The sequence below is a fragment of the Dyadobacter sp. genome (genome assembly GCF_017744695.1).
Taxonomy (GTDB): Bacteria; Bacteroidota; Bacteroidia; order Cytophagales; family Spirosomataceae; genus Dyadobacter.
In genome coordinates this window covers 1,746,815-1,768,244 of sequence record NZ_JAGIAS010000001.1, presented here as the reverse complement: position 1 = coordinate 1,768,244, position 21,430 = coordinate 1,746,815, and the positions used below count along the sequence as shown (strand labels likewise).

Here is a 21,430-nt window from a genome sequence, read left to right as displayed (position 1 = left end):
AATTTTTTTAATATGGATATTACCGTTGAAGAATTGAAGGAGCGTCTTGAAAAGGGCGAAGATTTGCACTTTTACGACGTTCGCGAAGAACATGAATACGAAGAGGATAACCTCGGCGCGATATTGATCCCTCTTGGAGAACTGCCCGATCACTTAGATGAACTGGAAGCTCTGAAAGATGAGGAAATCATCATTCATTGCCGTTCAGGGGCTCGCAGTGGTAAAGCTGCGCGTTACCTGGAATCGCAGGGTTTTTCCAATGTACGTAATGTGCTGGGAGGAATTCTGGCGTATCGCGAGCTGGAAGACTAATAGCTGTTCATTTGACGGAGCAGAAGCTCCGTCAAATGGTTTATGGTAGACCTGCCTTTTCCCGCACATATTCCAGGATGAGGTCGTATTCATCCGGCTGAAACCATTCGAAATTCCCCTGGTGCCTGAACCACGTGAGCTGCCGCTTGGCGTAACGGCGTGAGTTCTGTTTTAAAAGCCGCACCATTTCCTTTTCGTCGTACTCCCCGTCCAGATAGCTGTAAACTTCCCTGTATCCCACTGTTTTCAGTGCGTGGTGTTCCCGGTACGCGATTACGCTTTTAGCTTCCTCTACCAGCCCTTCTTGCAGCATTATATCCATCCGTTGGTCTATTCTTTGATAGAGTTGGGCGCGATCGCGATCCAGAGCGATTTTAATGGGCAGAAAAGGCCTTGCACGGGTACTGTTTAATTTAAATTGACTGATGGGCATACCCGAGGTATAAAACACTTCGAGCGCGCGCACAACACGCTGAGGATTGGCCAATTCGGGTGTAGCCGCGAACTCCGGGTCGATCCGACGGATTTCTTCTTGCAGGGGTGAGAGCCCGGCATCATTCAGTTTCTGCATAAGCGACTCACGTAGCCCGGGGAGAGGGGCAGGGAGATCATCGAGGCCTTCCAGCACGGCTTTGACGTAAAAGCCCGAACCGCCAGTCATGATTACAATATCGTGTTGCTGAAAAAGTACTTCGAGCAGGGACAATGCATCGCGCTCGAAATCGCCGGCGCTATATGCTTCGGAAATGGAATGTGAATTGACAAAATGGTGCCTCGCCTGCATCAATTCTTCCGGCGTAGGTTTTGCGGTACCGATGTTCAATTCGCGAAAGAATTGCCGGGAATCGGCGGATATGATTTCAGTACCGAGGTCTTTTGCAAGTTTAATTGACAGTGCGGTTTTTCCTACCGCTGTGGGTCCTGCTACGGTTACCAGATATTTCTGTGGGCTATTTGGCATTGTGCCGTTTTTATTTGAATTTTATTCAGTACAAAAATAGAGATATGGACTCCACTACACTATTTTTTTTGATCATTACCCTCATCGCCGGCGGCTTGGCCGGAGCCTCACTCAACACCTGGTTGCAGGGCAGAAAGTCGAAGAAATATGTATCTACCCAGGAAGCTTCGGTATTGATCGAAAGGATAGAGAAAGTGTTTAAAGTGGTAATGGCCGAAGGCTATTTTACCGAAATATATAATTACCAGAATGATAAAAATATCTGGAACCTCATTAATGACAAAAAGAAGGCCTTGATTATCGCCAAGGCCAAAGTGCTGGTAGGGTATGATTTCGCCAAAATGAAATTCCACCGGCCGGATGGCGAGCGTAAGTTGGTGATTGATTTTTTTCCCGCCCCCGAAATCCTTTCGATTGATACAGACTACAAATTCTACGACATCGAGCAAGGCTGGCTCAACCGCTTTCACAGTGATGATTATACAGCCATCCTGAATGAAGCCAAGCAAACGATGAACGACAAGGCTATGGAAAGCGATTTGCCGCGTATTGCAGGTAATCAGGTACAGCTCATGATCTTCCAGTTGGCCGCTTCCATGAACTGGTCGGTTGAAATGAAGCTTCCGGATGGTAATGTGGCTATGCTGCGTGAGTTTACGCATTACCGTACACTGGAAGCACAAATTGATTCTTTGGATACCCGAAAGGAATAGTTAATTTTTTTATATAATTTATGCGTTAAACGCCTCTGTCCTCGTCAGAACGGGGTTTGCCTGCGTATTGACTCATACAGTTTTTTAATTTATCACTTTCTAAACTTTAACAGTTATGCTCAAAAAATTATTACTATTTGCCTCTGTGGTGTTGATGATCGCTATGGTAAGCTGCAAGGGGGACGATGGGGCTGTCGGCCCGGCTGGTGCTACGGGAGCTCAGGGGCCAGCGGGTCCGGCAGGACCTGCGGGTAAGGATGGAAAAGACGGAACGAGTGGTGGCGGCGCATTGATTCTTTCAAGCGGGGCAGTAGTCACTGACACTGCCGCAGATAACAAGGGCGGCTTCATTACCGGTATACCCGACCTTACTCCGGCAGAGGATAGTCTCCTGAGCTCTTCTGTTGTATTGGTTTACCTAAAAGCACAAGGTGTCTACTGGCCAATGCCGGGTGTTGTGAGTTTTGGAGGTGGAAAAGTAAGCTCGTATACTTTTGTACACGCTGTTCAGGAGAAGACTTTCTTCGTTCGGTTGATTCCGACCAATTGGAGTGAGAACCAGAACGATCCTCCACAAAGATCTTTCGAGGATATCCGTGTTGTGATCGTCCCTGGCGAAATATTGACGGGAGGCCGTCTAAGTGCCGAAACTCTCAAAGATTACAACAAGACAATCGCTGCGCTGGGTTTGACAGAAGCCCAAGTGAAACTGGCGGGCAAATTGAAATTCAACCTGAAAAGGAAGTAATAAATTCGACAGGTTAACGAGTTAAGAACTTGAATGCTTACGACGAAGGTCAGTAATACGGATTCAACCGTCTTACTGGCCTTTTTAATGCCTTGTTTCATCATCCTGACCTTGCGTAAGAGTGTAACGCGTTGAGGGGAGAATCCAGCGCCGCTCATAATGATACCAGAATTGCCTGTAAACAGAAAGAGCTTCCAATTGGAAGCTCTTTTGCATTTTGATAGCTGTATTTCCTAGTATTCCCAAAGACCGTGTTCCAGTTCCATGAGCTCCTGTTCGTAGTTCAGGGATTTGATAAGAGCCTCTTTTTCTCCATTATAGATGTCGAGGAATGCCTTATCGTTGGCGTTAGAGAACTTGGTGATCCGGCCATAGAACAGGCGCAGATCGAAAGCGTCTGCGAGGTTCTTGTTTTGGGCGGTATTGTGGGTGTTATACCAGATATACTTCTTAGGATCGCTTCTGAAAAGTCTTTCAACATCTTTCCAGCGGAATGAAGCAACCGGCAATTCAAGCCCTGTTGCGGTTTGATCAGCAGGAAGCACGATTGTCAGCGTTTGGATATCGGTGTACAAACGTGAACGTTTCTTGTCGAAAATCCAGTCCTCCTTCACTTCCAGTATGCTCAGCTGATCAGGGAAATATTCTTCTTCTGATGCGGCAACTTGCTGAGTTTCGAAGGATGTGCTATCCGGCTTGGGAGCTTCCACTTTGGGTTCTTCTTTGGCAACCTCAGTTTTAGCACCTTTTTTGGATGACTTTTTCTTCGGAGGGCCCCAACCGTCGTCTACTGGTTCAGCTTCTTTTTTGGTATCCTTTTTCGCACCCCATCCATCATCCGTATTAGCGGTTTGTTTGCTGGGGTCTGTTTTGGCTTTTGAATCCCAACCATCTGCTTTGGCCGGTTCTCCGAAACCTGCCGCAATTTCTTCGGCAGAAAGACCTGCTGTCTGGTTAGGGATCAGGATGCGTTTATGAAGGTCGTCACCACCGATTTTGGTCGCGCAGGAGTCGTTTGTATAAGCATCGATCAAACCTGCTTTTGCTGCGTCCAACAAGTAACGTGTGATCTCATTGTTTTTAGAGAACATGGAAATGTTCTGCTTTTCTTTCAAATCGACCCGTCTCCAGAGCGTTCTTTTCATCATCACGTCGCCGTCGGCAATGGGGCGTGACGAGAACTGATTCGCAGTCGAATCCTCTTTCTCCTGCGCAAATGCGGCAGTACTTGCAAGAGACAGCGACAGCAAAGACCATGCAATCGTTTTTCCGTTCATTCTTCTCATATCATACATAAAGTTGTATTGTCCAATCAACGACTAAAAGCGGTGGATTAGTATAGCGGTACAGTACGAGTTTGGTTACCCATTTCAACCTCGCTCACAGCACCTTTAAAGTTCTGACGTTCTACTTTCAGGATCGAAATCACATAACGGTCACCAGGCTGTGCTTGGGATGCTAGAGAGGAAATAGAACCGCCTCCGCCATTCAATGTCACACCATTAATTCTTCTTGCGCCACGGGCCAGAGAGATCTCAACTTGTGATACACGGAATTTGGCATCCTCAGGTGAGAAATTTTTGAAGCTCTCGTCGGGAACGGCAATCACCTGTATACTTCTGGTACCGGAAGCAGGAGCACCACGACGTTCGTCGAATGCGGTACCGTTGACACGTATTTCCAAAGAAGGTTTAGGAACTCGGTTTACGCGGAAAGGTTCAGAACCCAATACGTTACCAGCATTGCTTACCGTGATATTCAGGCTCGCTTTATTAGGAACGATGGTGAATTTACCCTTTTGACCGCTGTTAATGATCTCGCCACCGTCAGTTGAAAAGCTGGGAGCCCAAAGAGGCCCGAGCGCTGGGCTTTGGATGCTCAACTTGTTGGCACAGCCAAAATACAATGGAGGCAACGTTCCTGTTTCGATCTGGTAGGAAGGCTTCACTACGAAGTATTCCTGGGTCATTGTGTAAGTAGTGTCTTTACCGGATGGGGTAGGGATAGTGATTTGTCCGCGAAGTTCTCTTTTGGCAAGGCCTTCTGCATTGTAACCGCCGCCCTGTGCCGTAAATTCGATCAGACCAACACCATTTTCTACTTTAACAGGTGATCCATTCAGGCTCATACGAGGGGTGATACCAGACGCAGAAGCTGCAATGAACATTTGGCCTTTGAATTTGGTACCTGCTACAACCGTTTTCGCGTCAGCACTTACCATCGCCAATACACGGTCAAATTTGATATCCGCAGCACCCACTTTGCTGGCAAGGTAGTTCAACACCTCGCCTTCCATGCGACGGATGTCGGTTTGTTTCTGGCTCAATACGGCCAATGCAGCAGCAACCGGGGTTGATTCGAAGTTCAGCTCTGCAAAGTCTTTGTTGCGCTGATCTTTGTTGTTTTTGGCAACAGGATCCTCACGACCGTCAAGGGCAAGTGCCTGGAATTTATTAGGTGATACTTTGTTCAACTCGGCGGTGAATGCATTCAATCTTTGCTTCAATGCATATGCCTTGCCATTCTTGCGGACACCGATCATCAGTTCGGCCACTTTTGTTTCTTCCTGAGGATTCTTGATAGCACCCTCTTCGTTGAAACCTGCACCTGCACCTTTGATGATTTCTTCTTTCAATGCGTTCAGCTCGTTGGTCATGTCCGAAGACAGCTTCCGAACCTGTTCTGCTTCTTTGATAACGGCCACGTCGGCTGCCCTGTTCCCCGACTTTTCAACTGCCGCCTTGATTTTTAATACCGTTTCCTGATTGATCTTGTTAGCTGCTCCGGAGGATAGTTCCAAAGAATTGTTCAGTAGGATGAATTTTTCGATGATAGCTGAACTTACCTGCAATGCGAGCATCGCCGTAAGCACCAGATACATCATTCCAATCATCTTTTGACGGGGTGTTTCTTTTCCACCTGCCATATTGTTGTGTAATCAGTTTCAGTGATCGAATTATTTAACTAACAACAATGACTCTGCAATCCAGATCGGAATTACAGAGTCATCGCCTGAGCGCTGTTACGCATTGCCGCCACGCATTGCGGTCAGCATGTTTCCGTAAATGCCGTTCAATGAAGAGATATTGTTGGTCAGTCTCGCCATTTCGCTCTTGAACACCTGTGATTCCTTCGTAGCGTCAGCCATGTTCTCCATAGCGGCTGTCAGGTTACCGTAGAAAGCATTCATGGCTTTCAGGTGTTTGGTAGTGTCTTGCAATTCCAGTTCGTATACCGCGTTCAATGCACCCATGTTTTTGGTGATCAGCTGGAACTGGTCGCGGTAAGACTGCGCATCTTTGGTAGCGTCAGCCATCGACGACATTGCGTTGATCGCAACGCCGTAAGACTTGTTCATGTCGCTGATAGCGGTTGAAGCAGTCTTTACATTTTTAGCATAGTCGTTTGTCGCAACGGTAGCATCCGTAAGGTCGGCGATTTTACCCACTGTTTCAGACAGGTTTTTGAAACCTTTGCCGAGGCTATCGAAAATTTCAGGAGAGATTTTCGCATTGTCGAGCATATTATCCAGTTTGGCAGTGATATTGCTGCTAGGGGCTGAGCTTCTGGAAATGGCAGGGCCTGAATAATCGTCAGCGAGTTCAGGATACACACGGGTCCAGTCCGGATCCTTGTCAACCGATTGGGTAAGTGTTTGCAATGCATAAAGCAAGAAGATCAGAACCTCGGTTCCAAGACCTGCTGTTAGCATTGGGCCACCTCCGTCCCAGTGCTGGATTTTGAACAAAGCTCCTAAAATTACGACGGCAGCACCCGCACTGTATATTGTTGGTACTAGTTTATCCCAAAAAAAATTAGGTCCGCTACTCTTAGCCATGTGAATTGAAATCGGTTACAGTGAAAAAATTATAGTAAGTAAAGTGTTGGATTGATTCGGTCTGATCGTAAAAAAGAAGCAGAGTAAAAACGCTGCTTCTTTTAGAGTGAAAGTGTTTTCTAGCGACGACGGGCGCGGGCTCCTCCGCGATCGTTTACATTATCCATTACGCAACGGAAGCCGATGAATGCACGGGTCTCCGTTTCAAACTCGTAGGTACGGGTACCGGTTTGCAGGTAGTAAGCGATATCTTTCCAGGAACCGCCTTTTACCACTTTGCGTGGTTCGTTCGGATCGTTGTATTGTGGGTTCATATCCCACACAATCGCAGTTGCATTATCTGTATAGGCGTCTGAGGTCCACTCAGCTACGTTTCCGGCCATATTATACAAGCCGAAGTCGTTGGGATTGTAAGCGTTTGCAGGTCCGGTGTAAGGATATCCGTCGGCATCGTAGTTACCACGCTGTGGTTTGAAGTTCGCCAGGAAGCAACCTTTTGCATTCATGGTGTACGGGTTACCCCATGGATATTTCGCAACGGCACGTCCGCCTCTTGCGGCCCATTCCCATTCAGCCTCTGTCGGCAGACGGAAGCCTGTCGAGTTGAACTGCCCTTCCTTGTTCTGGAAATCATGGAGCAGGTTAGTACGCCATTTTGAGAAGTAAGTTGCAGCGACCCAGCTTACGCCCACCACAGGATAGGTATCAAAGCCAGGGTGCTGATAGTAATATTCTACGAATGGATCTCCGTTCGAATAAGCGAAGTCTTTTTTCCAAACGGTTGTATCAGGATAGTACTTAGCCATGATTTCTTCCTCACCGAGTACGGATACGGAGTCAACCAGCAACGCGTTCACGAATTGACGATACTCGTTGTTCGTGATTTCAGTATCATCCATGAAAAATGAACTGATAGTCACCCGGCGGTTCATGTTGTTCATGGAGGAAGCAATGTCTTCGTCAGCCTGGCCCATCACAAACGAACCTGAGGGGATCACGACCATTCCTGCCGGTGTGGTCTGCTTGAATCCTTTACGGGCCGTAGCAGTGATTTCTCCGTTTTGAATACCGCTTTCTTCTTTTCCTCCCTTGCCAAACTTGCTCTTAAGAAAACCGCAGCTTTGCAAGAGCATCAATGCGGCTACCAGAAGCAGGCTTTTGACTCCATCCCGATAGAACACTTTCACATTCATAGTGGTTTTGTAAATTTTGATAATAAAATGCTAGCCTAAAAACGTCAACGAATGATATCTAGTATACTTGAATTAAAACAAAATGTGTACGTCTGTCAAAATGAGTACCACTGGATTTCAGCGTTGAAATCGTCATGGATCGCTTACTAAATCAGGCGTTTATCGACTTAACGTAAGAATAATGCAATTGGTATGGAAGCCGAACATTTTACAAATATAAATCAAAGTTTCGCAAACTGATTCACACGACTTACCAAGAGGTTTGCAAAAAACGTCGATTTGACATCCAAATCTTGGATTTTTAATAATTTGGTGATAAAATATTAATATATCCAATAGCGTTTGAGCGAATCTGCTAGAAGCGGAATCGCGGTGTACGGATAGGGGCCTTTTTGCCGAATTTAGGCGAAGGCAGGGCATAAGAAAGCATTACCTCGAAAGAAGAAGGCGACTTGGTTTTATTACCGCCTACGACCATGTCATACGCGCCCGAGAGACGTAAAGACTGATCAGCCAGCAGGTAAATACCCCCCATGATGATGAAGTACGTATCTTGTTGCCGGTAAGTACCGCCTATCCAGTAACGTTTGTTATAGGTCAGCGTTGCCCCTCCTTCCACCGACACGGTGTTGATGTCCGACTTCACGAGGACGATCGGCTGGATATCCAGCAAATAGCCGAGTTCCAGATTTACACCTGCATTGAAATATAATGTACGCGGAAGTGGGTTCGTACCGGTTTCGGAACCCAGCTGGTATTTAGGTTTCAGGAAATGGTTTAAGGAGAGACCGGCATAAAATGTCTCGTTTTCATAACGCGCGCCAACGGAGAAATCGGGATTGATTTCCGCAATGGTACCGGTCTGGATCAAAGGATCATCCGGGTCGCGGGCGCGTAGCTTGCCATAGTCGATAGCCTGGCGGAACAGCCCTGCGCTAACGCCTACGCCTAATTTACCGTTACCAAGCGGCAGATGATACGCGGCCGTAAGTTTGAAATCCTGGTCCGTTCTGGGGCCGCTTTTATCGTTCAATGCATAGAAACCGATCCCGAAATTTTTGACCGGCATGCTGAATGAGAAAAGCTGGGTGGAAAGCGCGCCGCCTGCGTCGTCGATGTTAGTTCCCTGATAACCTGCATATTGTGTCCGGTGGGTGAGCTGGAATTTGGTCAGCCCGTCGGCGCCCGCCGCAGCAGGGTTCAGATAAAGCTGGTTCAGTGAGAACAAACTGAACTGCGCGTCTTTTTGGGCAATGGCACAGAGCGGTAGGAAAAGCAATAATGCAAAGGGCCGGATATATCTGGTACTTCGAAGAGTAAAGGTCAAAGTCATGCCGCAGGAATAGATTTAAGGATCACGCTGATATGCTTTCGGATTTAGATTGATAACGCATATTGCTTAAAAAAATTGATATATACATGAAAAAGCCCCGGATTTTTTCCGGGGCTTTTAGCGCTTTTTTGTAAAGCTTTTTATACGTTGTTCGCTTTGCGGATGTACAGGTCGAGTGCGCCCGTCATCGAGGGAGCATTGGGGAGCGGGGCCTGGATGTCCAGGAAGAGCCCGGCGTCTTCGACAGCCTTCGCTGTGGTAGGACCGAATGCCGCAATGCGGGTGTTGTTCTGCTTGAAATCCGGGAAGTTGTCGAAAAGCGACTTGATCCCCGACGGGCTGAAAAATGCGATGATATCGTAGTATACATCTTCCAGATCGGACAGGTCAGACGAAACTGTCTGGTACATGGTCGCTTCTGTGAAGTGGAATTCCTCGGTATCCGCAAATTCAGGAATGTCGTTCTTTCTGACGTCCGAGCAAGGGTAGAGGAACTTCTCTTTTTTATGTTTGCGCATAAGCTCGATTAACTCGGCAGCCGTTTTGGTGCCTGTGAAAATCTTTCTCTTGCGAATCACGATGTACTTCTGAAGATAATTGGCAGTCTGCTCCGAAATACAGAAATACTTCATCGTAGCTGGTACTTCAACCCGGCCCTCGTTGCAAATGCGGAAGAAATGGTCGATAGCGTTCCGGCTTGTGAAAATAACAGCCGTGTGGTCCAGGATGTTAACTTTTTGCCTGCGAAAGTCTTTGTAGGAAACCCCGTCGACCTGAATGAACGGCCGGAAGTCAACCTTGATATTATACTTTCTGGCTAATTCGTAATAAGGTGAATTCTCGTCTGCTGGTCGGGATTGACTTACCAAAAGACTGGTTACTTTTTTAAGCCTGTCCTGATCAAAATTGATGGTATCACTCATGTATAATCCTCATTAGTTTATTCCCAACTCATGTTTCCTGACTACAAAGCAAACTTCATACTCACAATGAGCGGGATTATTTCGATGACACAAAGGTAAGAAAATAAATAGAGATTAATCAACGAGCCGGCCGGCTTGGCTACAACATATAGCGCGACGAACCGGGCTGCATAGAAAAAAAGGAATGGCAAAAGGATATAAGGCCTGCTAGCTTCCAGCCAGTTGATATGGTTGGAGTACAAGCCGAAAATGGCCAGAAATACGAGCGCATAGAACAAGTACGTCGACTGTACGATTTTGATGAAAATAATGTCGACCTGCTTGTCCAGATTGAGCATATTCCCCGCCAGGACCATAAATATGTACTTTACATAGATCAGCAAAAAGAAGATCACCGACAGGATGCAGAAGTCGCCCAGGATTTGTGCCGTATTTACTTTATCGGAAAGTATCGTGCTGACAGAGAATAGGTTGAGCCGGTTGATCGACAAGTAAATCACCGTGAAACCCATCATCATCGAACTGATCGCGACAAAGAAGATCACCGTGTTGCTGTAAGGCTTGTTGATCTTCGAAAGCTGGTCGCGCGGGTCGTTGTTGAAAAACTCAATGGGATTTATTAAACGGATAAAAGAAAGCGGGTTCAGGTTAAAGATCCACGCATTCAATATCAGGATAATAATCAATGCAATTCCGGCAAATGTGCCGAAAGGCGTGAAGGCAATCGGCTTGATATTGATGAAACCCGACCGTGCCGGCCCGATGGACTCGGAATCGGTTCGCTTTTTCTTGTTGCAGATGATTACCGTTTTGTCGGCAATGCCCGGGCTACCGTACAAGGTCAGCAACAGCTCGTCTTTGTGGTAAAGGCGATAAAGGCTGTCGAGGTTGAGCTCCTGCCATTTGCCAGCTGCAATGCGGTTTTGCAATGCGCCTTCAAGAAACAGATAGCTCTCGTTTTCGGAGTGTACAAGAAGCGAATATCTTCTGTTTTTGACCAGATCAATGTAAAGACTTGCAAAGCGCGTGCCTTCATTGACCCCCTGAGAAAAGGGTACGTAGTTCTTATATTGCTCGTTGTACACAAGCCAGTCGTCCTGGTAGTTATAGACCGGGAAGAACTGACCCGGCGGGTTTACTTTTGCCGCGCCCTGCGCCAGTGAGCCCAACAAGGTTACTGCCGTAAAAAAAGCCCAAAAAACAGCCGAAAATATGGACTTCATTGGTACAAAAAAGGCTGGGTTTCCCCAGCCCTTTGATCAAAGTCAGTTAGCAATGATTATTTCTTTCCAAGTGCGAGAAGCATCGTTTCGCCGATCAATGCAGGTGATTCTGCCACGAAGATGCCCGACTCTTTCATAATTCTGATTTTAGCTTCCGCTGTATCGTCGGCGCCGCCGATGATCGCACCTGCGTGGCCCATACGACGTCCTTTCGGAGCTGTCTGACCCGCGATGAAACCTACAACAGGCTTTTTGTTGCCAGTTGATCTGATGTATGCAGCAGCATCCGCTTCCATGCTTCCGCCGATCTCACCGATCATTACGATCGCCTCAGTCTCGTCGTCGTTCATCAGGAGCTCAACCGCTTCTTTGGTAGTAGTACCGATGATAGGGTCACCGCCGATACCGATTGCCGTAGTTTGGCCCAATCCGGCGCGTGAAAGCTGATCTACCGCTTCATAAGTAAGCGTTCCGGATTTAGAAACCAGACCGATCGTTCCTTTTTTGAAGATGAAGCCAGGCATGATACCTACTTTACATTCTTCGGCAGTAATGATACCAGGGCAGTTAGGGCCGATAAGGCGGCAATTTTTGCCTTTGATATACTCTTTCGCCTGCATCATGTCCTTGGTTGGGATACCTTCGGTAATACAAACGATAACGCCGATACCAGCATCAGCAGCTTCCATGATCGCGTCGGCAGCGAAAGCCGGTGGAACAAAAATGATCGAAACGTCTGCACCGGTAGCGCGTACGGCAAGGTCAACAGTATTAAAAACAGGTCTTTCCAAATGAGAAAGCCCACCTTTGCCAGGCGTAACACCACCTACGACATTCGTACCGTATTCAATCATTTGCTGGGCGTGGAACGAGCCCTCCGAACCGGTAAATCCCTGAACTATAATCTTGGAGTTTTTATTAACTAAAACGCTCATGTTGGTAAATCAGTTTTTTCGGTAAAAGTAGGACGAAAAGCACGAAGTAGCAAAATGTAGGCATAATTTGTAAATTGCTTTTTTGACTACATGATGGCTGTTTATGAACATATTTCTGAATCCGCACATATTTTCTAATCTCGTTTTGGCGATCACCAGTTTATTTGTCTTCTTCCGGTATTTCAGGCAGCAGCCCGTTCTGATCAGGTGGCTTTGGGGCATTTTCTTCGGGAGCATATCGCTTGTCGCTTTTACGGATCTGCTGTTTTACGCCGGTGTCGAAGGCCTGGGAATGGCTCACGAGATATTCGAAGCGGGGGAAATGACGCTTGGAGCGCTGTGCCTGGTGACGGCGTCGTGGTGCCTCATTATGCGGTATGAAAGCGGCTCGTTCCTGTTTTACTCGACGGTTGGGCTGGGCGCATTGCTGTTTTACTGCATTACCTGGTACCGGGTCGAGTATGTGGGGCTGATCATCAAAGCATTTTGCATTCTGGTAACATTGCTGATCTCCTGCGTGGGCCTCGCCAACCGGCAGAAGAGCGCATTATGGACGCTATTCTCGATGATGCTGCTGGCGCTTTCGACGAAGTCGGGGAAGCTGCCGCTGCCGATGGACCCGGTGGATATCAACCACTATATGATGGTGTTATCGGTCATTTGCGTCGGAAGGGCCGTCCGCGACCAGTATAAGATCCTCTTTTAAGTTCAAACAATTGTTAATGCATTGCATTTTTCAGAACGCGTGTCGTAAATTGCACCTGTTAATCTTAACCAACACAAGTTTACTAATACTCAGAATATGAAAAGGACCAAGTATGGCGTAATGCTTCTTGCCTCAGTTTTGGCTTTCGGAGCAGTTACATTGAACCCTGTTTCGGCTAAAACATCTCCTGCAAAAGAAGTAGCAAGCGATGTGAAGCAAGCTAAGACGATCGTGATCAAAGGAAGTGATGCAATGCAGTTCGACCTGAAAGAGATCAAAGTGAAGGCTGGACAAAAAGTGAAACTTACGCTGACTCACTCAGGTAAACTTGCGAAAGCTGCTATGGGACATAACTGGGTTCTGCTGAAACCAGGTACTGATGTAGCTGCATTCGGTTCAAAAGCTGCTGCTGCAAGAGAAACAGATTACATCCCTGCATCAGAAAAAGCGAGCATCCTTGCGCATACCAAACTGGTAGGCGGTGGCGAAAGCGACACTATCGAGTTCACAGCTCCTGCAAAAGGAACTTATACTTACATTTGCAGCTTCCCAGGCCACTACGCGCTGATGAAAGGTAGCTTCATCGTTGAATAAGCGAACCCGAAATTCATATAAAAGGCGTCACGCATTAGTGTGACGCCTTTTCTTTTTTATATCTCGGCGAGTTGCTTCTCGATCAGTTCGATCACCTCCGGGCGGTCCCATTGCGAGGCACCTATTTCCTGCGCGAGGATTTTTCCCTTATATATAATGTACGTCCGCGGGATCGCATTGCCATCGAGCTGGGCAGGGTAGGGGCCAGCATATTGGTAAAACGGCAGATTGTAGCCTTTCCGGGCGATGAACGGATTAACCGTTTCGGCGTCTTCATCGGAGATGATGTAGAATGCGATTTTGCTGTGGTCTTTGTATTTGTTATAAAGCGTCTGTATACCGGGCATTTCCATATTGCAAGGCCCGCACCAGGTGGCCCACACGTTCACGAATGCGATTTTGTTCTCATCCATCGACACTTCCTTGCCCGTCAGGTCGGTGAGCGGCAGGTACACCGACTCCTGCACTGCGGGCGCTTCGCCGATAGGGTTACCTTCCTGTGCCGGAGATTTGAAAAACACAAAATAGACAGCCGCCCCGGCCATTATCAGGAGCAAAATGAGCGACAATTTTTTGGTGGTTGATGACATAACTGGTGTAGTTCTGGTGATTGGATGTGGATATGGACCATTCCAAAAATAGGGCTTTTCTTTTTTTGATGCTGACTCGGAATTTGAATACTTTTATACACTATTTAAAAAACATCGATTTGAGGAAAAGGTTTACATTCATGAGACTTCAATTTACTGGCATTTCATTTCTCCTTGCGCTTACCTTTTATTGCCCTGCCTCCGCCCAACGTTCAGCTGCCGAATATTTCGAAGACGGGAATACCAAAGCCGGTACGGGTGATTTTAATGGTGCGATGCAGGCCTACACCACGGTAATTTCCATGAATCCGGATCACGCGCCAAGCTATTTCAATCGCGGGCTCGCCAAAGCCAACCTCAAAGACTACCGCGGCGCGATGCAGGATTACGACAAGGCCATCGAGTTGAATCCCAAAGAAGCATTGTACTACCAAAGCCGGGGCGTTAGCAAAAGCTTGCAGGAAGATTTCCGCTCGGCGATCGAAGACTATTCCAAATCTATCGAACTAGCCCCGGAAGAGCCCAAAGCTTATTACAACCGCGGCGTGAGTTATGCCAAGTTGAAAAATCACCGGAATGCATTGATCGATCTGGATCATGCACTGGCGCTGAACCCCGATGAACTGGCGGCATTATATGCAAGAGGGAACTGCAAGCAGGATTTGCAGGAGTACGCGGGGAGTCTTGCCGACTTCACGCGGGTGATCGAGCTTAGTCCTAAGCGCACCGGTGCCTATGCAGGCAGAGGGCTGGCCAAACTCGAACTAGGAGATTACCAGGGCGCTGCCGCCGATTTTACCCGTGCCATCGAGCTTAGCCCCAATGAAAGCGAATATTATAGCAACCGGGGGTTTGCCAAGAATAAAATAGACGATTTCCAGGGAGCTATTATCGATTTTGACAAAACCATTCAGCTCGATCCTGAAAACTATAATGCGTATTATGGCCGTGGATTTGCCAAAGGAAAACTGAACGACCCGCGCGGCGCCATTGCGGATCTTTCCAAGGCGATTGAAGTGAAAAATGCCTACACCGGCGATCCCAAGAAGAATGCATTTACGGGAAAGATCAGTAAAGAGAAGCTTGACGAGCTGCGCGACCAGGTTCAGACGCACGTAAAAATCGAAACCCTCACGAACGAGCGCGCGGAGGCATATTACGTGCGCGCGATCGCGAAGTCGAAAGTAGGGGAATTAAAAGGGGCCATGGCCGATCTTACCACTGCGGTGGAGCTCAATCCGACGTATTCGAATGCCTATTTCTCACGGGCTATGATCCGTTCGGCATCGGGTGATCAAATGGGCGCAGTGCTGGATTTTACCAGCTCCATCAAGCTCCGCTCCGATTATCCGGAGGCTTATTATTTGAGAGGTATTGTAAAAAATAGCCTGGGGCAAATCAACGATGGCTGCCTTGACCTGAGCAAAGCGGGCGAGCTGGGGTATCAGCAAGCTTATAAAGTCATTGGGGCATATTGTAACTGAGTTCTTTGAGAAGGAAGGGAGGAAAGGCGATGCCATTATGCTGGTGCAAATCTCTGATTTGTACTTACTATTTGAAGGCCTCCGGCCGGACTATACTGCAAAACGATATTGCGGTATTGCCCGGCCGGAGGCCTTCGAATAGGTAGGTACGAAGGAGGACCTTCGCGCCATTTTTTACGCCATTTTAAGCCTTTTTGAGATTTTCAGCCACTTTATCCCAGTTCACCACATCCCAGAATGCCTTGATATAATCGGGGCGCTTGTTTTGGTAGTGCAGGTAATACGCGTGCTCCCAGACGTCGATACCGAGGATTGGGGTTCCTTTGAAATCGGAAACGTCCATGAGCGGGTTGTCCTGGTTGGGGGTCGAGCCTACGGCGAGTTTTCCGCCTTTGGCTACGAGCCACGCCCAGCCTGAGCCGAAACGGGTCGTTGCAGCTTTTCCAAACTCCTCTTTGAACTTATCGAACGAGCCGAACTGTCCATTGATAGCATCGGCAACTGCGCCGGTTGGCGCTGCGCTTTTTTTAGGTCCCATTACCTCCCAGAAGAAAGTGTGGTTCCAGTGGCCACCGCCGTTGTTGCGGATCGCAGCAGGTGCTTTGCTGATCGACTTGATGATATCTTCGAGGGATTTTTTCTCCCATTCAGTTCCTTTTACAGCGTCGTTGAGATTTTTGACATAAGTCGCATGGTGCTTGCCGTAGTGGATTTCCATCGTCAGTTTGTCGATGCTGGGCTCCAATGCGCCGAAGTCATAAGGAAGTGCGGCTTGTTTGAATGGAGCGGTTTCCGCGAGAATGCTGCCGGACGTTGTGCCAGGCGCACCTGCGAGTGACTGCTCTGCCAATGCGCCGACTGTCAATGCGCTGCCGGCCAGTGTCCGCAAAAAGTCTGTTCTATTCATAATAGTAAATTAAGTGTTTAGTGTTAATCGTAAGCCACCCGGCTTACAATACTGCGTCCGAGGGTAATCTCATCCGCATATTCCAGGTCTCCGCCAATGGGGATACCTCTTGCGATAGTGCTTATTTTGACTCCTGTGCCCTTCAATTTTTTTTGCAGGTAAAAGGCGGTGGTATCACCTTCCATGGTAGGGCTCAATGCCAATATCACTTCCTGAACCGCCTCGTCATCTTCCTGTTTTTCGATCCTTGACATCAGCGAATCGATTTCCAGGTCGGACGGGCCGATGCCTTCGAGGGGGGAAATAATGCCGCCCAGCACATGGTACAGGCCCCGGTACTGGTTGGTCGATTCGATAGCCAGTACGTCGCGCGTGTCCACTACTACGCAAATCGTCGTTTGATCGCGCTTGTTATTGCTGCAAATATTGCAAAGCACATCGTCGGCGATGTTGTGGCAACGGGTGCAATAGGTGGTTTTAGTGCGCATATTCAGCAGTGCATCGGATAAGGAGCGGGTTTGCTCTTCATCTCTTTTCAGCAAATGCAGTGCCAGGCGCAATGCGGTTTTTTTGCCTATTCCCGGTAGGCGGGAAATTTCGGCGACGGCTTCCTCAATAAGACGTGAGGGGTAGTTCATGAGAAGATGCTGAGTGATGGGTTTGACAGGATATCAAAACCCGTTTGTTGATGCTGGCAGTGCGACAGGGAGTGAGAGGCTCAATGCACCTCAGCTGAAATACCTCTCCGGCATATTTCGTTGCGCATCCCGGCCAACTCTTCAAAAGAACCTTCCTTAACGGAGCATTTGCCTTTGTAATGGATAATGATCGTACATTGTTCGGCTTGCTCGTTGCTATGACCGCAAACCTCGATCAGCGTATCGATCACCCAATCGAAGGTATTCACGTCGTCATTGTAGATTATCAGCTTTTTAATGTCCGTATCTACGGTTTCTTCCAGAATTTCCAGCTCTGTTTCTGTGAGCGCTTGCATAACAACCAAATTTCTGTTTGATTAGCAAATCTAATTAAAAACGGAGATTATCCGAAGCTTTTAAGCGGCTTTTAATCCACTCCTGAATCCCCAAATACCCACTTTAATGAACCCTTATATTTCCCTGCTGATACTGGTAGTCTATTTTGGAATGCTGATCACGGTGTCCATTTTTACTTCCAAAGGCGCGGACACCAATACTTTTTTTACCGCCAACCGGCAGTCGCCGTGGTACCTGGTGGCATTCGGTATGATTGGTACTTCGCTGTCGGGCGTGACGTTCGTATCTGTCCCGGGTGCGGTGGCGAATATCCAGTTTTCCTATTTCCAGGTGGTGATCGGCTATATCCTGGGATATTTCGTGATCGGGACGGTGCTGATGCCGCTCTACTACCGGCTGAACCTGATTTCAATCTATTCCTACCTCGAACAGCGCTTCGGCTTCTGGTCTTACAAAACAGGTTCGGGCTTTTTCCTGCTCTCGCGCACAATAGGCTCCGCGGTGCGTTTGTACGTGGCTGCGCAGGTGTTGCAACTCGCATTGTTCAAGCCGCTGGGCGTTCCGTTTGAAGTGGCGGTAGCGATCACGATATTCCTGATCTGGATCTATACATTTAAAGGAGGGGTTAAAACGATTATTGTCACGGACACACTGCAGACGTTTTTCCTTATTACTGCCGTCGTGCTGACGATCGTGCTGGTTTCCAGTGAGTTGAATCTGAATGGCATTGGGGATATCTGGACCACGGTTCAGAAAAGCGGGTATTCGCAGATCTTCTATTGGGATACCAACGATCCCAAAAACTTCTTCAAACAGTTCTTTGCAGGTGTTTTCATTGCAATCGTTATGACGGGTCTCGACCAGGACCTTATGCAGAAAAACCTGACTTGTAAAAACATTGGAGAGGCGCAGAAGAATATGTTCTGGTTCGTGGTGGTGCTTGTGATTGTGAACTTCCTTTTTCTGTCGCTCGGTGCATTACTTTACGTATATGCAGAGGCGCAAGGCATACCTACGACTCCGAAAACGGACGATTTCTATCCGATGCTCGCATTGAATCACCTGGGGCTGGTAGTCGGGATAACGTTCCTTCTGGGGATTACCGCCGCCACCTACGCCAGCTCCGACTCGGCGCTTACCGCATTGACGACCGCATTCTGTATTGATTTTATGGGCATTGAGAAACGTCCGGAAGAAAAGCGGGCTTCGATCAAATTCTGGGTGCACGTGGGCTTCTCGGTGATATTCTACCTGGTGATCCTGGTATTCAACCGGATGAACAACAAAGAGGTGATTACCGCGGTATTCGACCTCGCAGGTTATACCTATGGTCCGCTGCTGGGTCTGTTCTCCTTTGGGGCTTTCCTGAAACGGCCGGTAAAAGATCGCTTCGTTCCGTTCGTCTGCATTCTCGCGCCGATATTGACCTACATTATCAACGACCACTCCGCCGAATGGTTCAATGGCTACAAGTTTGGATTCGAGCGGCTCATTATCAATGGGTTAATCACTTTTGTCGGTCTGTGGCTCCTGCACGATCGTGCAGGAAAACGCTACGTGCCGCAGGCATAAGCGCGCAGCGTATTTTTGCAGTTATTTTGATATTCAAAAACCCTGGAAACGGTTACACAATTCCGGGGTTTTTTCTTGCATATATTCAAAAAAATCTTAACTTTCTGATAAAATCAGGCGTGTAATTCATGCCACCTGATGGATGTTTCGTTGAAAGATTGAGTTCGGTTATTTATGTAACAAACTAAACTTTTGCAGTATGAAAACACTGTCAGTCATTTTACTAGGCATTGTCCTTTGTGTTTCCTGCAAGGACAAAGCCGCAGAAGAGGAAGCTGCCCGTCAGGCTAACCTCGAAAAGGAAAAACAAGCCATTAAAGCAGTCATAGAGAATGAAACGAAGTCATTTTTCGCCCGGGATTATAATGCCTGGAAATCGAATTATGCGCAAACCGATTATGCCTTTCAGGCTTGGAGTAATGATGACGGTACTTTCGACTCCAACGTAGGTTGGGCGGATATCAACAAACAGGTCGGCAAGTATATTGCCGCTAACCCCGAACCGGTATCCAGTCACCCGATCGTGGAGCGGAAAAATATGCTTTTCAAGTTTTATGACGACGACGTGGCCTATTTGACCTGGGACCAGTTCAATAGCGACAAATCCGAAAAGAACTTCCATCACAGTAAAGAGGTGAGGCTGCTTGAAAAGATCAATGGAGAGTGGAAAATCGTATGCGTATCGGCATTCTGGGATTACCGTCACCCGATACCCGCCAGCAGGCTGCCGATGATCCAGAAAATTGCCAACGAAAGCAGAGGAAAAATTTGACCCGGTGCAATACGCCCGCGTGCCGCCTTAAAGCGTTCGGTTTCAGGCACAAATGTTCGGTTCTGAACAGCCTCCTACCGGACAGGAAGTAGCGGAAAAATTTTTGAAAATAATTGTAAGCTACTCATCATCAGTGTATTAAAAGTAGGATGTGCCATGATTTGGTTCGTTGAAACCAGGTTTGGCACATCCTTTTTTTATTTAAAGTCAACTGTGCGATTGTACAGAGCCAAACTTTAAATACTTATTAGCCATGAAAATCTCCATCACTTCCATCCTGACCAGCGCCTTCGCGCTCACCTTGTCTTTCACATCTTTTGCGGCAGACAAAAAGAAAAACAAAGAAGAAAAAGAAACCGCGGCCGTGGTAGCTTTTGACGCTGCGTTGTACAAAATCGGCGATACCAACAAAGTTCGCCTCTCTGTTGACAAAAATGCTAATGAAAGACTGCGTGTAGTGTTGAAAGACAAAGCCGGTAAAATCTATTACTCCGAAATGTTCAACCAGCGTGATACCAAATATCGCCGCGTGTTTAACCTCGATGAAATGTCCGATGGAACTTACTATTTTGAACTGTCCCACAAGAAGGACAAAAAAGTGAAAGAAGTGAATATCGAAAGCACCAGTTCCAAAATGATCTCGCTGCAATGATGAACGCAGAATCCATAAAAAATCCCGGTCTTTGCAGCAGGCCGGGATTTTTTTATTTCAATGCAATTCTTTTTCAGGGTCCCAGAAGCATTCCTTCCAGTTGACGATCCGGTTGTTTTCTACTTTTACGCCCTCGCTTTCGAGTCGTTCCTGCATGGCAGTGGGCGTTTCAAAAAGCTGACTCGCACTGAGCTCCCCCGCTTTATTCACGACGCGGTGTGCCGGAATGCCCTGTTCATGGTAGCTGCTGCCCATAGCCCATCCGACTATTCTTGCGCCGCGTTTGTTGCCAAGATAAGCGGCGATTGCTCCGTAGGAAGTCGCACGGCCCTTCGGGATTTGCCTCACCACGTCGTAAACGTCATTGAAAAAGTCATTCCCCTTTTTCATGCTCCTTTGCACGGGCTTGTTGTCTCTCGTCGATTTCTTCGGAAAGCTGGCGGTACCAATCCTCTCCGTAAGCGCGGATCAATGGGTCTTTGAGAAATTTGTAAACCGGGACTTTTAATTGCTGACCCAGGCTGCACGCAGGGCTGCATATTTCCCAACGGTCGTAGTTGAGCGCGTGGTACTGCTCGTATTTGGTCACCCTGATCGGGTACAAATGGCAGGAAAGCGGTTTTTTGTAGCTGATCTTACCATCGTTGTACGCCTCTTCGATACCGCATTTAAGAATACCTTTCTGGTCGTAAATGGCGTAGGCGCATTCGCGGCCGTTGATAATGGGCGTCACGTAGTCGCCGTCCCAGTCTTTCGTCCAGGTGCCTTCCGCGGCGATTACTTTTTTACCTGCTTCGGTGAGGTAGGGCTCTACTTCGGGATAGATCTCATCGAGAATCGCGAGTTCATCCTCATCCAGCGGAGCACCGGAATCCCCTTCCACACAACATGCACCTTTGCATTTGTCCAGATTGCAGACAAACTCCTGGTCTTCGATGTCGTCGCTAATGCACGTATTTTCAATGAGAATCATAATGGG

Annotated in this window: 24 protein-coding genes; 9 read left to right on the top strand and 15 right to left on the bottom strand. The window is 47.7% G+C overall.

Annotation, left to right across the window (positions count from 1 at the left end):
- Nucleotides 1-12 precede the first annotated feature (12 nt).
- Entirely contained in the window at nucleotides 13-312 is a 300-nt protein-coding gene (locus J7619_RS06985) for a rhodanese-like domain-containing protein (RefSeq protein ID WP_015812387.1), read from the top strand.
- 40 nt (nucleotides 313-352) lie between these two features.
- On the opposite strand, the gene miaA is transcribed toward J7619_RS06985, so the two are convergent.
- Nucleotides 353-1,273, bottom strand: a complete 921-nt coding sequence (gene miaA, locus J7619_RS06980; protein ID WP_291196049.1) for a tRNA (adenosine(37)-N6)-dimethylallyltransferase MiaA — start codon at nucleotides 1,271-1,273, stop codon at nucleotides 353-355.
- 44 nt (nucleotides 1,274-1,317) lie between these two features.
- Here miaA and J7619_RS06975 point away from each other — a divergent pair, with 44 nt between their 5' ends.
- On the top strand, nucleotides 1,318-1,986 hold the full coding sequence (locus J7619_RS06975) for a DUF4230 domain-containing protein (RefSeq protein WP_291196047.1): 669 nt from the start codon (nucleotides 1,318-1,320) through the stop codon (nucleotides 1,984-1,986).
- Nucleotides 1,987-2,101: 115 nt separating this feature from the next.
- Complete coding sequence (locus J7619_RS06970; RefSeq protein ID WP_291196044.1) at nucleotides 2,102-2,734, top strand: hypothetical protein; 633 nt, start codon at nucleotides 2,102-2,104, stop codon at nucleotides 2,732-2,734.
- Between the two features lie 233 nt (nucleotides 2,735-2,967).
- Here the strand turns inward: J7619_RS06970 and gldN are convergent, their stop codons facing one another.
- From gldN to sucD, 8 genes are all read right to left on the bottom strand, one after another.
- Complete coding sequence (gene gldN, locus J7619_RS06965; protein ID WP_291196041.1) at nucleotides 2,968-4,029, bottom strand: gliding motility protein GldN; 1,062 nt, start codon at nucleotides 4,027-4,029, stop codon at nucleotides 2,968-2,970.
- Nucleotides 4,030-4,067: 38 nt separating this feature from the next.
- Nucleotides 4,068-5,660 (bottom strand): gliding motility protein GldM, encoded by a 1,593-nt coding sequence (gene gldM, locus J7619_RS06960; RefSeq protein WP_291196039.1) that lies wholly within the window; start codon nucleotides 5,658-5,660, stop codon nucleotides 4,068-4,070.
- 96 nt (nucleotides 5,661-5,756) lie between these two features.
- Complete coding sequence (gene gldL / locus J7619_RS06955; RefSeq protein WP_291196036.1) at nucleotides 5,757-6,572, bottom strand: gliding motility protein GldL; 816 nt, start codon at nucleotides 6,570-6,572, stop codon at nucleotides 5,757-5,759.
- Between the two features lie 119 nt (nucleotides 6,573-6,691).
- Complete coding sequence (locus J7619_RS06950; RefSeq protein ID WP_291196033.1) at nucleotides 6,692-7,765, bottom strand: SUMF1/EgtB/PvdO family nonheme iron enzyme; 1,074 nt, start codon at nucleotides 7,763-7,765, stop codon at nucleotides 6,692-6,694.
- Between the two features lie 355 nt (nucleotides 7,766-8,120).
- Nucleotides 8,121-9,098: a type IX secretion system membrane protein PorP/SprF gene (locus J7619_RS06945; protein ID WP_291196030.1), complete on the bottom strand. Its 978-nt coding sequence runs from the start codon at nucleotides 9,096-9,098 to the stop codon at nucleotides 8,121-8,123.
- 140 nt (nucleotides 9,099-9,238) lie between these two features.
- Nucleotides 9,239-10,021 carry a uroporphyrinogen-III synthase gene (locus tag J7619_RS06940; protein WP_291196027.1) on the bottom strand — a complete coding sequence of 261 codons (783 nt, stop codon included), beginning with the start codon at nucleotides 10,019-10,021 and terminating at the stop codon, nucleotides 9,239-9,241.
- 41 nt (nucleotides 10,022-10,062) lie between these two features.
- Complete coding sequence (locus tag J7619_RS06935; RefSeq protein WP_291196025.1) at nucleotides 10,063-11,244, bottom strand: DUF4271 domain-containing protein; 1,182 nt, start codon at nucleotides 11,242-11,244, stop codon at nucleotides 10,063-10,065.
- Nucleotides 11,245-11,300: 56 nt separating this feature from the next.
- A complete protein-coding gene (gene sucD / locus J7619_RS06930; protein WP_106597013.1) occupies nucleotides 11,301-12,179 on the bottom strand; it encodes a succinate--CoA ligase subunit alpha in 879 nt (292 codons plus the stop codon).
- 103 nt (nucleotides 12,180-12,282) lie between these two features.
- On the opposite strand from sucD, the gene J7619_RS06925 reads away from it, so the two are divergent.
- Together J7619_RS06925 and azu are read left to right on the top strand one after the other, a co-directional pair.
- Nucleotides 12,283-12,885, top strand: a complete 603-nt coding sequence (locus J7619_RS06925; RefSeq protein ID WP_291196020.1) for a hypothetical protein — start codon at nucleotides 12,283-12,285, stop codon at nucleotides 12,883-12,885.
- Nucleotides 12,886-12,981: 96 nt separating this feature from the next.
- The gene (gene azu / locus J7619_RS06920) at nucleotides 12,982-13,479 is read left to right on the top strand and encodes an azurin (RefSeq protein WP_106597015.1); all 498 of its coding nucleotides are present in this window, start codon (nucleotides 12,982-12,984) and stop codon (nucleotides 13,477-13,479) included.
- Nucleotides 13,480-13,535: 56 nt separating this feature from the next.
- Here the strand turns inward: azu and J7619_RS06915 are convergent, their stop codons facing one another.
- A complete protein-coding gene (locus tag J7619_RS06915) occupies nucleotides 13,536-14,069 on the bottom strand; it encodes a TlpA disulfide reductase family protein (RefSeq protein WP_291196017.1) in 534 nt (177 codons plus the stop codon).
- Between the two features lie 140 nt (nucleotides 14,070-14,209).
- On the opposite strand from J7619_RS06915, the gene J7619_RS06910 reads away from it, so the two are divergent.
- The gene (locus J7619_RS06910) at nucleotides 14,210-15,553 is read left to right on the top strand and encodes a tetratricopeptide repeat protein (RefSeq protein ID WP_291196014.1); all 1,344 of its coding nucleotides are present in this window, start codon (nucleotides 14,210-14,212) and stop codon (nucleotides 15,551-15,553) included.
- 184 nt (nucleotides 15,554-15,737) lie between these two features.
- On the opposite strand, the gene J7619_RS06905 is transcribed toward J7619_RS06910, so the two are convergent.
- From J7619_RS06905 to J7619_RS06895, 3 genes are all read right to left on the bottom strand, one after another.
- The gene (locus J7619_RS06905) at nucleotides 15,738-16,460 is read right to left on the bottom strand and encodes a superoxide dismutase (RefSeq protein WP_291196011.1); all 723 of its coding nucleotides are present in this window, start codon (nucleotides 16,458-16,460) and stop codon (nucleotides 15,738-15,740) included.
- A 23-nt stretch (nucleotides 16,461-16,483) separates the two neighbouring features.
- A complete protein-coding gene (recR, locus tag J7619_RS06900) occupies nucleotides 16,484-17,098 on the bottom strand; it encodes a recombination mediator RecR (protein ID WP_291196009.1) in 615 nt (204 codons plus the stop codon).
- Between the two features lie 80 nt (nucleotides 17,099-17,178).
- Complete coding sequence (locus J7619_RS06895) at nucleotides 17,179-17,454, bottom strand: ATP-dependent Clp protease adaptor ClpS (protein WP_106597019.1); 276 nt, start codon at nucleotides 17,452-17,454, stop codon at nucleotides 17,179-17,181.
- Nucleotides 17,455-17,560: 106 nt separating this feature from the next.
- Between J7619_RS06895 and J7619_RS06890 the strand changes: the two genes are divergently transcribed.
- The 3 genes from J7619_RS06890 to J7619_RS06880 all read left to right on the top strand — a co-directional run bounded on the left by J7619_RS06890 (nucleotide 17,561) and on the right by J7619_RS06880 (nucleotide 20,451).
- A complete protein-coding gene (locus tag J7619_RS06890) occupies nucleotides 17,561-19,027 on the top strand; it encodes a sodium:solute symporter (RefSeq protein ID WP_291196005.1) in 1,467 nt (488 codons plus the stop codon).
- 199 nt (nucleotides 19,028-19,226) lie between these two features.
- A complete protein-coding gene (locus J7619_RS06885; protein ID WP_291196002.1) occupies nucleotides 19,227-19,799 on the top strand; it encodes a hypothetical protein in 573 nt (190 codons plus the stop codon).
- A 253-nt stretch (nucleotides 19,800-20,052) separates the two neighbouring features.
- Entirely contained in the window at nucleotides 20,053-20,451 is a 399-nt protein-coding gene (locus tag J7619_RS06880; RefSeq protein ID WP_291195999.1) for a hypothetical protein, read from the top strand.
- Between the two features lie 57 nt (nucleotides 20,452-20,508).
- Here the strand turns inward: J7619_RS06880 and J7619_RS06875 are convergent, their stop codons facing one another.
- Both J7619_RS06875 and J7619_RS06870 read right to left on the bottom strand, forming a co-directional pair.
- A complete protein-coding gene (locus J7619_RS06875; RefSeq protein WP_291195996.1) occupies nucleotides 20,509-20,841 on the bottom strand; it encodes an MGMT family protein in 333 nt (110 codons plus the stop codon).
- Nucleotides 20,825-21,424, bottom strand: coding sequence for a DUF3109 family protein (locus J7619_RS06870; protein WP_291195994.1), 600 nt, complete (start codon nucleotides 21,422-21,424; stop codon nucleotides 20,825-20,827). The genes J7619_RS06875 and J7619_RS06870 overlap by 17 nt, the downstream gene beginning before the upstream one ends.
- Between the last annotated feature and the right edge of the window lie 6 nt (nucleotides 21,425-21,430).